This window comes from Reyranella sp. (genome assembly GCF_004297405.1).
Classification (GTDB): Bacteria; Pseudomonadota; Alphaproteobacteria; order Reyranellales; family Reyranellaceae; genus Reyranella.
Genome location: NZ_SCVC01000046.1, coordinates 161,808 through 175,681 on the forward strand (window position 1 = coordinate 161,808; position 13,874 = coordinate 175,681).

Consider the following 13,874-nt stretch of genomic DNA (forward strand, 5'->3'; position numbering starts at 1 on the left):
CGGCCGCTATCGCCGTCTGACGATTTGGCTATGATCGGCGCATGAGACGATCCGCCCTGTTCGCTGGCTTTGCCGCCCTTTTCCTGCCCCTCGCCGCCACAGCCCAGACCATGGAGTTCGCCTGCCCCGAGCCGGGAACGACGTTCACTTACGACAGCGGCGTCAAGGTCGTGGCGCGGGGCCGCGACGGCATGACTTGCTCCATGGAACGGGTCGGCGGCGCGCCGTTCAAGCTCAGCGCCCTGCTGTTCGACAATCCCTCGCCGGACGGCGCGAACATGTCCGCCTATATCGCGGCGCTCCGCCCGGAGCGGCTCTGGCCGCTCGAGGTCGGCAAGAAGATCGAGGCGCAGTATTCAGGAGGCGGCGCCACCTGGAATTACCTGTTCACGGTCGTGCGCTACGAGCGCCGCACTGGTCCGGCCGACAAGATGATCGATACCTTCCTGATCGAGATGACCGAACAGGGCAGCAAAGGCCAGCGCTCGGTCTCGCGCTGGTGGATCTCGCCTGCCGACAAGTTCGCGATCCGCTACGACTTCAGCGACGGCACCGGCAAAGCCAACCGCGCCGTGGTGACCACAGTCACGCGGTAGCGGCGTCCAGCATCTCCGCGAGATTCTCCGGCCAGACCGTTGCCTCGGTCTGCCGGAGTTCCTGCCGCGACCACCAGCGATGTTCGACCATCACCTCACGCTCGAAGTCGGTCCAATTCTCCCACGACAGGATGTCATCAGCGACGCGAACGACGAAGTATCGTTCGTCCGATATTGCATGCTCGCCATCGGGCAACTGCAAGACGACTTCGCGGCGAACGATTTCTGTTCCCAGATCGTCCCGCCGCAGGCCGGTTTCCTCCGCCAGTTCACGGACGGCGGCCTGCTCCAGGGTTTCACCCTCCTCGACCCCACCACCAGGTGTCGCCCAGAAATCCTGACCGGCCAGTGGGCCTCGCTTGTGCACGAAGCGGAACAGCAGAACCAGCCCGGCATCGTTCAAGATCAGGAATCGGGCCGACAGGCGCCTGCGCATCGTGGCCTCCCGACTGCAGGCTAGCCGACCGACCCCGGATCGGTGTTGGCGCCGCAGATTAGGGTCGCCACGCGCTCGCCCGCTGCCGGGCGATAGGCGCCGGACATCAGCGCGGCCAGCCCCGTGGCGCCCGCGGGCTCCGCCACAAGGCGCAGCGCTTCCCACAAGGCTCGCTGTGTCGTGCGCACGGCGTCGTCGCTCACCAGGACCGACTCGCGCACGAGCTTCTGGGCGATCTCGAAGTTGGGCGTGCCGATGCGGCTCGCGCCCAGCGCATCGGCGGCAATGCCGGAGATGGTGACATCGACCGGCTTGCCGGCCTTCAGCGCCTCGTGCAGCGTTGGCGTGCCTTCGGTTTCGACGGCCACGATCTTAACCTGATCACCGATTGCGGCGGCGCAGCCTGCGATCAAACCGCCGCCGCCAACCGCTACCAGCAACGTGTCGAACGTCGCCTGTTCGGCAAACTCCAGTGCCACGCTGCCCGCACCTGCAAAGACCACGGGATCTTCATAGGCCGGCGCGATCAGCGCGCCCGTTTCCGCCGCATGCTTCTCCGACGCCGCCCGTGCCTCGGCATAGACGGCACCGATCTGGTGCACGATCGCGCTGTAGCTTTGCAGGCGCGCCACCTTGGCTGGAGCGGCGATGGTGGGCACGAAGATCTCGGCCTTGTGGCCAAGTGACCGTGCTGCATAGGCAGCGGCAGCTCCGTGATTGCCGCCCGAGGCCGCGACGATGCCCGCCGCCGGTACCTTCGAGGCGAGCAGCTTGTGGAATGCGCCCCGCCCCTTGAAGGAGCCACTGACCTGCAGGGCCTCCAGCTTCAGCGCCAGTGGAGCGGCGATGCCGAATGAACCAGGCCCCAGCTCCAGAACGGGCGTGCGACGGACATGCGGCCGGATGAGGCCCCAGGCGGCCTCGACCTCTTTACGGGAAATCATGGGAACCTCAGGTGCGCCGCCTCAGATGCGCCGAAGGGCTGGCACGTGGCGCAGATAGTGGTCGAAGTCCGGCGTGCGGGCGTGCGGATCCTTCGCCTCTTCGTCGTAGCGGCGCAGCCGCACCGCCTCGGCGTGATGAGGGTTGGCGCGGAAAGCCTCGACCTCGTCCGGCGACATCAGGCCGCCCTGCAGCTTGAGGCTGCGCACCGAATCGGGCGCGAGCTTGCTGAAATAGTCGGACTCGACCGTGCAGAGATAGCGCTTGGCCGTGACGTGGAGACGGACCGGTTCGCTGACCTCGGGGCCAAACCGCCTGGCCAGCCATTGGGCGCCCAGCTCTTCGTGCACATCGTCGACGCCGCGCGACGCCGGGTCTTCCCCCAGCTCGTGGATCATGTGGCCGACATCGTGCAGCAGCGCGGCCAGCACGGTGGTGGGCGGCGCGTCGTCGGCTTCGGCAAGGGCCGCCGACTGAAGCGCATGCTGGAGCTGGTTGATCTCGCTGAGCCCATAACGGCGGGTCGCGCGACCAACGAAAATATCCAGAAGTTCCTGGCGCAGAGGATCGCTCATGCGCCTTTCTTATCACGAACCGGGCCGTAGCCGGGAATCAGGGAGAGCGCCTGTTTCAACGGGTCGGCTTGCCAGGCGCGTGTAACAAATTCGCCATGCATGTCGAGGCCGCCGGCGGCCACGAACGCTGCGGTTCCCGCCGACAGGGTCCGGGGCACGCCGCGCGAGACAGGGATGCGCCGCTTGGCCAGCAATCCCTCAAGGGCGGCATTCTCGGCCCGGGTTGAATCCGTATAGGCGCTGAGCAGGAAGGCCTGGCGGCGGCGAGCCGCGAACCAGGCGGCGAACTTGTCCTCGTCGCCGTAGAGCGCGTCCATCAGCAGCACGCCATGCACGCGATGATTGGCGCCGCCGCGTTCGAGCGCATAGGCGGCCGGCAGGTAGCCGCCGCTATAGGCGACGATCGTCACCGGTGCGGTGTTGAAGGCGCGGCCGGCCAGGCGATTGCCATAGAGCCGCATCAGCCGCTCCGCCGCTTCATCGAGATAGGCCGCGAAATGTCCGCCACGCCAGAAGTTGCCGGCGCTCGAATCGGCGGCATCGACGGCAAGCTGCGGCGCCACCAACGCGATGTTCTGGCCCGACTCGGCAACCTGTCGCGGCACCCCCTGCCTGCCAATGACATCGCGCTCCAAGGTAGCGCCGTTACCGTGGAGATAGAGAACGATCATCGCCGGTCGTGCCGGGTCGAAACCGGGTGGCAAATAAAGCAGCGAACGACGGTCGCTGTAGACCGTCTCCTCCCAATAGACATCGCCGCGGCCGGTCGTATGGCCGCGCCGCTTGCCATCGCGCGCATCGAGGAACGGCTTGGTCGAGCCTGGAAGGAATCCGCGATAGGGGAACGCCGATGCGTTGAAGGCGACGAGCTCGGTCTTCGCTTCCTTCGTCGGAGACGGCGGTGGTGCCTTGGCCGCAGCCTTCGGGGCCGCCACCTTGGCGGCGGCCGGCTTCGCCGCCTGCTTCTTGGCGGGCTTCTTCTTCTGGGCGTGCGCGGCGGTTGGCATCAGCAGAGCCCCCAGCACCAGCAGCGCCCGCCGCTTCACGCCGCGGCGGGCCGCCCGCCTTGGAGCGGCATCAGCACGGAGAAGAACGCCGGCAGCGCTATCAGATAGGCGACCGCGCCAACCAGCACGACGGCAGGCAGGCCGAAGCTGGTGGCCACGATCGGCACCAGGGCGGCACCGATCACCGAGAAGCAGCCGTTGATGCCCCAGGCCCACAGGAACATGTGGTCCTTGCCCAGCCGGCCGAGCATCGTCATCGCCGTCGGCATGGGGAAGCCCATGAGGAACGCCGGTGGGAAGATGATCGCGAGGCAAAGCAGGATGCGCAGCGCGTAGGGCAGCGTGCCGATCCAATCCAGCGCATGGTCGATCGTGAAGGCATAGACCGCCAGGATCACGAAGATCGCGAGAAAGACCTTCGGCATGAAGGTGCGTGTCCGGTCGAGGAAACGCTCGGCGTAGAAGCTGCCGATGCCGGAGAAGACCAGCATGCCGGTGATCAGCACCGACGCCGACACGGTCGCGTTGGAGAGCGCCAGGATGAAGTGGGAGATCATGCCCACCTCGACGATGATGTACCCCAACCCCAGGCAGAGGAAATAGATCATCGTGCCGAACTTGCCCGGATAGCGGCTGAAGATGGTGCGCCAGCCGAAGATCACCGGGAACAGGACCAGGGTGAGCGCAAAGACGGTCGCGATGCCGAGCGTGGCCCAGAGCAGCAGGTAGCCCCATTCATCCTGCACCAGCTCGAGCCGGTCGGTGAACTTCAGCAGGTCCGGCACCTTGATGTAGGCCGCGAAGTAGGGCTGGTGGTTGGTGAGGATGCGGGTGTCGAAGACGTATTCGTCCGCAACCTTCTGCCAGCCGCCGTCGATCAGATAATGCCAGGCCAGACGGCCTAGCACTGTGGCAGGAATCTTCGGGACTGGCGGCGCGCCGTCGGCCTGTGTCTCCGAGGCACCCGGGGTGGCCCCTGCGATGCCGGGCGGCGGCTTGTCGTTCGGCTCGTTCTCGGGCGGCGCGGTCGGATCCGCCGGCTGGCCGGTGAAGAAGAACTGGTTGCGATAGTCGGCGAGAATCTGCGGCAGTTCGGCCGTATCGACCTTGATGCCGGGATAGTAGATCTCGTCGAAGGACATCGCCTTGGAGTGGGCGCTGAGCTTGGCGATCTCCTCGGGCGTGAAACCGTTGCGCTTGTAGAGCACGGTCGTGGTCGAGAGATAGGCCGAGACGACGTAGAACTCGTTGGCGATATCCTTGCCGCCGTCGACATCGCGTGCCGCCGCCACCATCGTGGCGTAGAGCTTCAGCACCGACTTCGGCGGCTCTTCCTTGTTCCACAAAGTGACCGACAGGATGCCATCGGGCTTTAGCGCCCGCATATACGCGCTCATCGCCTCGCGCGTGTAGGAGTACTTCTCGACGATCGAGAAGCCACCGGGGCTCGACAGGCCGGCCGAGTCGGCCAGCGACAGGTCGACCACGTCGTAACGGTTCTTGGTATGCGCGACGTAGAGCCGGCCGTCATAGTCGATGACGTCGATCTTGGGATTGTTCAGGATGTCGCCGGTGAAATCGCGCAGATGCTTGTCTTCGCGGAACGCCGTCAGCACCGCGGGATTGCCCTCGGCGACCGTCACCTTCTGCGACCCCGACTTCAGCGCCACAGCCGTCGAGATACCGCCGCCGAACTGGACCACGAACGTCGAGGGGTCCTTCTTCAGCAGGTACGGGTAGTACATCGGCAGATACTTAAAGTAGGCCGTCTCGTCCGCCGGCAGGTCCTTGATGATACCGGAGGGGCCTTCCGAATCGATGTAGAGGCCGAGATAGGCGTTCGACGGCATCTTCGGCAGGTTGAAGGCGGCGTTGTCCGACAGGCCCGGCGCGAAATGCAGGTAGGAGCTCGAATAAACCTCGAGGTAGCCGAACGGCGAGGTACGCTCGTAGGTGCGCTTGTTGTCGGGGAACTTGCGGACGTAGGAGACGCCCTTGTAGTCCGACACGGCGAGCTTCGGGATGCCGAGCACCTGCGGCGCGACGTGGTGCACGGCAGCTGAGAGGATCGCCACGCCGACGATGGCGGCGATGCCGCGACGATCGCCCATGGCCACGAACCAGAGGATGCCGCCAGCCAGCCAGAGCAGCAGCGGCGCCATGATGAGATCGCTGGGCCGCCAGGCATACATGGCGAGCAACACCGCGAGGCCGCACAGGCCCGAGCCCACAAGGTCGGCGAAATAGACACGATTGAAGGTCTTCTGTGCCTTCAGGAAGACCACGCCGAGATAGAGCGCGCCTGCCAGGAACGGCAGGAAGTAGAGCACGAAATTGGCGAACAGCCGCCACTTCTGCATCGGGTCGGAGATCAGGAAGATGGCGTTGAACGGCACCTGCTGGGCGGCAAGGTTGCACACCACCATCAACGGGCCGAAGGCCAGCAGCGCACCCTTGATCGCACCGATCCAGTGGCGTTCGAACCAGCTCTTGCCAACGCACATGACCGCGCTGGTAAGGCCGAAGCCGAACATGGCGAGGCTCACCACCAGCGAGCCGAAATGCGCCCAGCTCCCTACCGAAAAGACGCGCATGATGCCGATCTGCAGCGCGATGATGCTACCGGCGACCAGGCCTACAGACAGATAGAAGGCAAGCGAGGGGCGATGGTCGAGATCGACCGCGACGGTCAAGGGGGCTCTCCGTTGTTGTTGGATCGCTTTGTGCGATCTTCAGAGGGGGCTTTTGGGGAGCCCGAAGTCCGTGTCATCCGGCATGGACCGAAGCGAGGAACCTTTGTTTATCGAGAAGGTCCCTCGCTCCGCCCGGATGACAATGTTGTTGCCTGCTAGCGGTTGTGCGTGCCGACGATCTTGTCGCCTTCGAGCTTGGTGAAGGGCACGAAGGGCACGATCTTGCCGCCGTAGATGTCCTCGCGGCTCGTGGTGATGGAGCCGTCGGCACCCTGGGTCTTGGTCACCTTGAGCACGCGCTGCGCGCCCGGCGGACCGACCGGGATGACCATCAGGCCGCCCGACTTGAGCTGCTTCAGCAGCGGCGGCGGGACGTGGTCGATGCCGGTGGTCACGATGATCTTGTCGAACGGAGCGACCTCTTCCCAGCCGTAGTAGCCGTCCGCGTGCTTGGTCTTGATGTGCTGGAACTCGGTGTAGCCCTTGTCGATCAGCTTGTCGTAGAGGCCACGTGTGCGCTGGGCGAGCGGCGCGATGATCTCGATCGTGTAGGTATTCTCGGTCAGGTTGGCGAGATAGGCCGACTGCACGCCCGAACCGGTGCCGATCTCGAGCACCTTCTCGCCGCGCTTCACGTCAATGACGTTGGTCATGCGGCCCTGGATGTGTGGGCCCGACATGGTGACGCCGTAGCCGATGTCGAGGAAGTTGTGCTCGTAGGCCCGCTTGTGGATCGCCGGATTGATCGAGGCGAACTCTTCGCGCGGCGTGAGCAGAAAGGCGCGGCTGGTCTTGGCGTCCCAGATGTCCTTGTTGCGCAGGAGGGCCTGGAAGCGGTCCCAGCGCTGGCCAAGAAATACCGGATCTTCACCGCGGGCCTTGCCCCAGGCGATGAAGTTATCGCGAGTGTCGGTCGGCGGGTTGAGATCCCAGCTGTAGGGTTTGATGGTCGCGGCAATGGCCGGGGCGGCCAGCACACTGGCGGCGACGGCCACCGAACCGGAGACGAAAGTGCGCCTCTTCAAGATATCCTCCTTGGCACGGACCCCAGGCGAGAGGGGGACGAACCGCCGGAAAAGCCCGGCGAATCGGGGGCAGCCGCACAGCCGACTAGATACGGGAATTGTGGCAGATTTGCCAGCGCGGCCACACTGGCGGCCGGCCAACTCCCTGAAATCACAAGGAAGAATTCGGAGTGGCCAGACTACATGATCTGGTTCACGACGCCGCCGTCCACACGCACTGCCGCGCCGGACGTCGCGGATGCCATCTCGCTGCAAAGATAGACGCCCATCGCGGCGACCTCGTCGGCCGATGTGAAGCGCCGCACGAGCGAGGTCGGCCGGAAGTCCCGGATGAACTCGGCTTCGAGTTCGGCCACCGTCTTGCCGGCCGTCTTCGCGCGTTCAGCACGCATTCTGTCGGTCGTTTCGGTATGGGTCGGCCCCGGCAACAGGGCATTCACGGTGACGCCGGTACCGGCGAGTTCCATGGCAAAGCCGCGGCTGATCGAGAGCTGCGCGGTCTTGCTCATGCCGTAGTGGATCATCTCCCGCGGGATATTGAGAGCCGATTCGCTCGATACGAACAGGATGCGGCCCCAGCCGCGTTGGGCCATGCCCGGCGCGTAGTGCCGCGTGAAGCGCACGCCACTCATGACGTTCACCTCGAAGAAGCGCTGCCATTCGGCATCGTCGATCTCGAAGGCCGGCTTTCGATCGTAGATACCGAGGTTGTTTACCAGGATATCGACCGCCGGCAGCTTGGCGAACACGGCCTGGGCGCCGGCGGCCGTAGCGCAATCCTCGGCGATGCCCGTCGCCTTGGCCTCCGGCACCGCTTCTTTCAGCCGCCGCAGCGCGTCGTCGACGCCAGCTTGACTACGGCCGGTGATCACCACGCTCGCCCCTTCGGCCGCCAGACCACGCGCGATCGCGTAGCCGATGCCGGCCGTCGAGCCGGTGATCAGCGCATGCTTGCCGGCAAGCCCCAGGTCCATTGCGCCCTCATGTGTACTTTCTGATGTCGTCGATCACCTTGCCGTCGTTCGGCAGGCTGCCCGGCTTGGCGAACTCGACCTTGCCACCAACTTTGCAAACGGTGCGGATGGTGCCTTCCAACGCCTTCTCGAGATCCGCCGACGACTGAGCGGTTTCGACCTGGAGCGTCATGGTATCGGCCTGATTGACCCAGTCGATCACCAGCCGCAGGCGGCCGAGGCCGGGATGCTTCTTGGCGATTTCGGCGATCTGCTCGGGATCAACGAACATGCCGCGCACCTTGGTGCGCTGGTCGGCACGGCCCATCCAGCCTTTGATGCGCATGTTGGTGCGCCCGCAGGGGCTTGTCCCCGCCAACACGGCCGACATGTCGCCGGTGCCGAAGCGGATCAGCGGATAGGCGCGGTTGAACGAGGTCACCACGACTTCGCCGACATCGCCCTCAGGCACCGGATCGCCGGTGCCGGGACGCACGATCTCCACGATCACGCCTTCGTCGACGACCATGCCTTCGACCGCGCCGTCGGGGCCTTCGGACTCATAGGCGATGGTGCCGAGATCGGCCGTGCCGTAGCTCTGCAGGCAGGTCATGCCCTTGTCACGGAACATCTGCCGCAGGGATGGCGGCAGCGCCTCGGCACCGACGAAGGCATGCTTCAGGGAGGAGATGTCCTTGCCCAGCTCCGTCGCCTTCTCGATCAGGATCTTGAGGAACGACGGCGTGCCGACATAGCCGGTCGGTCGGATCGCGGCGATGGCGTCGAGCTGCAACTCGGTATTGCCGACGCCGCCCGGCACGACGGCGCAACCCAGCGCCCGCGCCGCCGACTCCATCATCATTCCGGCCGGCGTCAGGTGATAGGCGAAGGTGTTGTAGACGACGTCGCCCGGTCGGAAGCCGCAGGCATACATAGCGCGCGCGCCGCGGAAATAGTCGGGTTCGTCGGTGTCGATCTCGAAGATCGGGCCGGGCGACATGAAGACATGGCGCACCTTGCTCATCGGCACGGTGATCAGCCCACCCATCGGCGGGTTCTTCTTCTGCACCTCGCTCAGCATAGACTTGCGCAGAACGGGCAGCCCGGCGAGCGCGGCGCGGGAGGTTACCGATTCCGGATCGATATCCTTCAGCCACTCCGCGAAGAACGGGGCATTCGCCTTGGCATGGGCAATTTGCTGCGGCAGGGCCTGCATCAAGGCCTTCTCGCGCGCTTCGGGGGTCCTGGTCTCCAACGTGTCGTAGTGCGGCGACATGCGTCTCTCCCGTTGCCATGCTGTCTTTGAACGGACGGTAGAGCCCCCCTTCCGGCCTTGCAACGCCGCGGCTCCTGCATAATATCAGAGCTCGAATATTATGGAGTCACTGCCATGTCGTCCGTCCGCATCGCCTACGAAACCTTCCAGAAGACCGCACCGTCGGCCCAGGCCGCCCTGCTCGCCATGGGCAAGACCGCCGACGAAGCCGGCCTCGACAAGACGATCATCGAACTCGTGAAACTGCGCGTCTCGCAGATCAACAACTGCGCCTTCTGCCTGCAGATCCATCTCAACGTCTCACGTCGGCTGGGCCTGCCGCAGGAAAAGCTCGACCTGGTCGCGACCTGGCACGAGGCCGGCATCTTCTCGGAGCGCGAGTGCGCGGCACTCGCCTGGGCGGAGACCCTGACGCGACTGTCCGACAAGACCGTCTCCGATGAAGCCTACGACGCCGTGCGCCGGCACTTCAGCGAAAGCGAGACCATTTTCCTCAGCACCGCAGTCGCCACCATCAATGCCTGGAACCGGCTGGGCGCCGCTTTCCGTTTCGCCCCGCCGATCCAGAAGAAAGCCACCGACAAGGCAGCTTGAGCCCTTACCGCCGAGGTAATTGCCGGCGGCGACCGGAAGCGGCGATGGTCGGTTCATGTGGACCACCACCGCCGTTCCTCTGGCCTTTGCCGTCGTCGGCATCATTCACCTGCTGCCGGTCGGGCCGGTCTTCGCGCCCGAGATGTTGTCGCGCCTCTACGGCATCGCGCCGACCGACACCACGCTGCTGGTACTGATGCGCCATCGCGCGGTGCTGCCGGCGCTGGTGGGCATCCTCTGCCTCTGGGCAAGCTGGTCGCCACAAGCGCGGCCGGCCGCGCTCCTGGCGGCCGCCATCAACGTCGTGGGCTTCCTGGGCTTCTATGCCCTCTACGGCACTCCGGCCGGCGCGTTGCGCACCATCGCCATTGCCGATCTCGTGGCGCTCCCGCCGCTGGTCTATGCCGCGTGGAGGACTCTCGCCCGCTCCTAGAGCCAGCGTTTGCGGCGGCGGTAATGTTTGACGTCGCGGAAGGAGCGGCGGCCTTCGCCACCGACACCCAGGTAGAACTCCTTGACGTCCTCGTTCTCGCGCAAGGAGGCGGCGTTGCCGTCGAGCACCACCCTGCCATTCTCCAGAATGTAACCGTAATGGGCGTAGCGCAGCGCCACGTTGGTGTTCTGCTCGGCCAGCAAGATCGAGACTTTTTCCTTCTCGTTGAGGTTCTTCACGATCTCGAAGATCTCCTCAACGAGCTGCGGCGCCAGCCCCATCGACGGCTCGTCGAGCAGAATGGTGTTGGGTCGGCTCATCAGGGCACGGCCGATCGCCGTCATTTGCTGCTCGCCACCGGACGTGTAGCCGGCCTGGCTGGTGCGCCGCTCCTTCAACCGCGGGAAGTAGTGATAGACCTTCTCGAGATCGTCGGCGATCTGACGCCGCTTGTTGCCGTGGATGAACGCGCCGGTCAGCAGGTTCTCCTCGACAGTGAGGTGGCCGAAACAGTGGCGGCCTTCCATCACCTGGATAACGCCGCGACGCACCAGGTCGTTGGGCGAGAGCCCATCAACCCGCTCACCTCGGCAATGGATCTGACCCTTGGTGACTTCACCGCGCTCGGCCAGCAGCAAGTTCGAGATCGCCTTGAGCGTCGTCGACTTGCCGGCCCCGTTGGCGCCGAGCAGCGCCACGATGCCGCCGTCCGGCACCGATAGCGACACGCCCTTCAGCACCAGGATGACGTGATTATAGATGACCTCGATGTTGGCCACGTCCAGCACATTGCTGGGCGCGGCCGCGGTGCCGACCTCCCCCGCGCCGCGGGGGAGGTGACCTGATGGGTCGTAGGAAGCCGTCGTCGACAGCTCAGCTCTCCTTCGAGCAGTCGCGGATCGCCAGCTTCTTCTCGTCCGCGTACTTCTTGGCCGCCGCGGCGACCATCGGCTTCAGGACCTTGTCATCGGACTCGTACCACTCGCTGATGACGTTCCACTTCTTGCCGTCCCATTGCTGGATGCGACCGGCTCGCGTGCCTTCGTGATCCGAGCAGCTCACCTTCAGCGGCTGCAGCACACCCTCGAAGCCCAGCTCCTTGATGCGGGCGGCCGAGATCTCGAGGTTCTCGATGCCCCAGCGGACCTGCTCGCCAGTGAGCGGCTTGTTGCCGAACTTGGTCTGCGCCTTGCGGATCGACTCGACCCCCAGCATGCCGTTGACGAGGCCGCGGATGTAGAGCACCTCGCCGGTCTCGTCCCACTTCGCCGACCCGAGACCTTTGTCGTAGAGGTACTTCTTGAGGTCGTTGTGGACGGCGAACTGGCCGGCGCCGTGCTGCAGCATGGCGGCGTTGTAACCCTTGGCGCCGTCCTCGGCCGGACGCACGTCAGGCTCGGCGCCTGACCACCACACGCCGTACATCTTGTCGCGCGGGAAGCCGACCGCGGCCGCTTCCTTGATCGAGGTCGAGTTCATGACGCCCCAGCCCCACAGCAGGACATAGTCCGGCCGGTTCTGGCGGATCTGCAGCCACGTCGCTTTCTGCTCGACACCGGGATGGGTGACGGGCATCGGCGTGAAGGAGAAGCCGTGCATCTTGGCGCGCTCTTCGAGGAGAGCGATCGGCTCCTTGCCGTAGGGCGAGTCGTGATAGACCAGCACGATCTTCTTGCCCTTGAGCTTGTCGAAGCCGCCTTCCTTCTTGGCGATGTGCTGCATGATGATGTCGGCAGCCGACCAGTAGGTGCCGAGCAACGGGAAGTTCCACTGGAACACACTGCCGTCGCGGCTCTCCGAACGACCATAGCCCATCGAGATGATGGGGATCTTGTCGATCGGCGCCTTTTCAGTGAGTGCGAAGGTGATGCCGGTGCTGAGCGGCGCGACGTACGCCGTTCCGGTCGGACCCTTGTTCTTCAGGCGCTCGTAGCACTCCACGCCGCGGTCGGTGGCGTAGCCGGTGTCGCATTCTTCGTAGTTCAACTTGACGCCGTTGATGCCGCCGTCACGCGCATTGATCAGCGCATAGTAATCGGCGATGCCGTTGGCGAACGGGATACCGTTCGGAGCATAAGCGCCGGTACGATAGATCAGACCAGCAAGATACTGCTCGTTCTGCGCCCATGCCGTGGTGGCAATGGACGTGGTTGCGACGAAACCTGCCGCAACCGCGACCGCTCCCAGGAGCGCTGCCTTTCCTAGCCTCATCGTTTCCTCCTTTGATTGTGGGTTGATCCTTCTCCGGGCAACCCTTGGTTTAAAGCCTAGTGGATCAGTGCGGGAACGGCCAGAGCCGCAGCTTCTCCTTGGCCACGGCCCAGAGGCGGGCGAGGCCGTGCGGTTCGACGATCAGGAAAAAAACGATCATCGCGCCGAACACCATGAATTCGAGATGGCTGAGGAGCGCCGTCGACATCTTGATGCCGAGCCAGCTCGGAAGCTGGTTGAGCAGGATCGGCACCAGGACGATGAAGGCCGCCCCCAGGAAGCTGCCGAGCAGCGACCCCAGGCCGCCGATGATGACCATGAACAGGAGCTGGAAGGAGCGGTTGATGTCGAATGCCAATGGCTCCCAGGCACCCAGCCGCAGGAAGGCCCACATGGCGCCGGCGATACCGATGAAGAACGAGCTGACCGCGAAGGCCGAGAGCTTAGTGCGCAGCGGCCTGAAGCCGATGATTTCGGCTGCGATATCCATGTCGCGGATCGCCATCCACGACCGGCCGATATGGCCACGCACCAGGTTCTTGGCGACAAGGGTCGCCACGACGACAAAGGCCAGGATGAAGAGATAGCGCTCGACAGGCGTGTCGATAATCCAGCCGAAAACACTGGTCTCGCCGACCGCGACCGAGCCCGACGGCGTGTAGTTGGTCAGCCACTTCACGCGCGCAAACAGCCAATCGAGGAAGAACTGCGAGGCGAGCGTCGCCACCGCCAGATAGAAGCCCTTGATCCGAAGCGAGGGGATGCCGAACAGGATGCCGACGGCCGCCGACATCACGCCGCCGAATAGGAAGACGACGATGAGATTGTTGACCTCCGGCACGCGGAGCCAGAGGTTGTAGGCGGCGTAGGCACCCACCGCCATGAAGCCGCCCGTTCCCAGCGACACCTGCCCGCAATAACCGACCAGGATGTTCAGGCCGACGGCCGCCAGCGACAGGATCAGGAACGGGATCAGGATTTCGGTATAGAGATACTGGCTCGCGAACAGTGGTACGACCAGGAAGGCCGCCACCACCACCGCGGCAACGAAGAGACGGTCCTGCACGATCGGGAAGATCTGCTGGTCGGCGGCATAGTCGGTCTTGAACTGGCCAGCCTCGCGGTAAAGCATT

General features: G+C 64.6%; 14 protein-coding genes. 3 read left to right on the top strand and 11 right to left on the bottom strand.

The window, feature by feature from the left end; genetic code table 11:
• The first annotated feature begins 41 nt into the window (after positions 1-41).
• Entirely contained in the window at positions 42-596 is a 555-nt protein-coding gene (locus tag EPO50_RS29355) for a hypothetical protein (protein ID WP_296350262.1), read from the top strand.
• Here the strand turns inward: EPO50_RS29355 and EPO50_RS29360 are convergent.
• The 8 genes from EPO50_RS29360 to EPO50_RS29395 form a co-directional block, all read right to left on the bottom strand.
• Positions 586-1,032, bottom strand: coding sequence for an NUDIX domain-containing protein (locus tag EPO50_RS29360; protein WP_296350264.1), 447 nt, complete (start codon positions 1,030-1,032; stop codon positions 586-588). The genes EPO50_RS29355 and EPO50_RS29360 overlap by 11 nt on opposite strands.
• A 20-nt stretch (positions 1,033-1,052) precedes the next feature.
• The gene (locus EPO50_RS29365) at positions 1,053-1,976 is read right to left on the bottom strand and encodes a threonine/serine dehydratase (RefSeq protein WP_296350265.1); all 924 of its coding nucleotides are present in this window, start codon (positions 1,974-1,976) and stop codon (positions 1,053-1,055) included.
• A 21-nt stretch (positions 1,977-1,997) separates the two neighbouring features.
• Entirely contained in the window at positions 1,998-2,549 is a 552-nt protein-coding gene (locus tag EPO50_RS29370; RefSeq protein WP_296350268.1) for an HD domain-containing protein, read from the bottom strand.
• On the bottom strand, positions 2,546-3,595 hold the full coding sequence (locus EPO50_RS29375; protein WP_296350270.1) for an alpha/beta hydrolase: 1,050 nt from the start codon (positions 3,593-3,595) through the stop codon (positions 2,546-2,548). Before EPO50_RS29375 ends, EPO50_RS29370 begins: the two co-directional genes overlap by 4 nt.
• Positions 3,592-6,249: a hypothetical protein gene (locus EPO50_RS29380; RefSeq protein WP_296350272.1), complete on the bottom strand. Its 2,658-nt coding sequence runs from the start codon at positions 6,247-6,249 to the stop codon at positions 3,592-3,594. The genes EPO50_RS29375 and EPO50_RS29380 overlap by 4 nt, the downstream gene beginning before the upstream one ends.
• Positions 6,250-6,404: 155 nt before the next feature.
• Positions 6,405-7,274, bottom strand: a complete 870-nt coding sequence (locus tag EPO50_RS29385) for a protein-L-isoaspartate O-methyltransferase (RefSeq protein WP_296350274.1) — start codon at positions 7,272-7,274, stop codon at positions 6,405-6,407.
• A gap of 179 nt (positions 7,275-7,453) precedes the next feature.
• Positions 7,454-8,248 carry an SDR family NAD(P)-dependent oxidoreductase gene (locus EPO50_RS29390; RefSeq protein WP_296350276.1) on the bottom strand — a complete coding sequence of 265 codons (795 nt, stop codon included), beginning with the start codon at positions 8,246-8,248 and terminating at the stop codon, positions 7,454-7,456.
• A 7-nt stretch (positions 8,249-8,255) separates the two neighbouring features.
• A complete protein-coding gene (locus EPO50_RS29395; protein WP_296350278.1) occupies positions 8,256-9,503 on the bottom strand; it encodes a phenylacetate--CoA ligase family protein in 1,248 nt (415 codons plus the stop codon).
• A 114-nt stretch (positions 9,504-9,617) separates the two neighbouring features.
• Here EPO50_RS29395 and EPO50_RS29400 point away from each other — a divergent pair, with 114 nt between their 5' ends.
• Positions 9,618-10,097: a carboxymuconolactone decarboxylase family protein gene (locus tag EPO50_RS29400; protein WP_296350279.1), complete on the top strand. Its 480-nt coding sequence runs from the start codon at positions 9,618-9,620 to the stop codon at positions 10,095-10,097.
• A 55-nt stretch (positions 10,098-10,152) separates the two neighbouring features.
• Positions 10,153-10,530 (top strand): hypothetical protein, encoded by a 378-nt coding sequence (locus tag EPO50_RS29405; protein ID WP_296350281.1) that lies wholly within the window; start codon positions 10,153-10,155, stop codon positions 10,528-10,530.
• Here EPO50_RS29405 and EPO50_RS29410 read toward each other — a convergent pair.
• From EPO50_RS29410 to EPO50_RS29420, 3 genes are all read right to left on the bottom strand, one after another.
• Positions 10,527-11,318: an ABC transporter ATP-binding protein gene (locus EPO50_RS29410; RefSeq protein ID WP_296350283.1), complete on the bottom strand. Its 792-nt coding sequence runs from the start codon at positions 11,316-11,318 to the stop codon at positions 10,527-10,529. The two genes, EPO50_RS29405 and EPO50_RS29410, sit on opposite strands and share 4 nt — an antisense overlap.
• An 85-nt stretch (positions 11,319-11,403) precedes the next feature.
• Positions 11,404-12,741 carry an ABC transporter substrate-binding protein gene (locus EPO50_RS29415; RefSeq protein WP_296350285.1) on the bottom strand — a complete coding sequence of 446 codons (1,338 nt, stop codon included), beginning with the start codon at positions 12,739-12,741 and terminating at the stop codon, positions 11,404-11,406.
• A gap of 64 nt (positions 12,742-12,805) precedes the next feature.
• Positions 12,806-13,873 carry a branched-chain amino acid ABC transporter permease gene (locus EPO50_RS29420; protein WP_296350287.1) on the bottom strand — a complete coding sequence of 356 codons (1,068 nt, stop codon included), beginning with the start codon at positions 13,871-13,873 and terminating at the stop codon, positions 12,806-12,808.
• Between the last annotated feature and the right edge of the window lies 1 nt (position 13,874).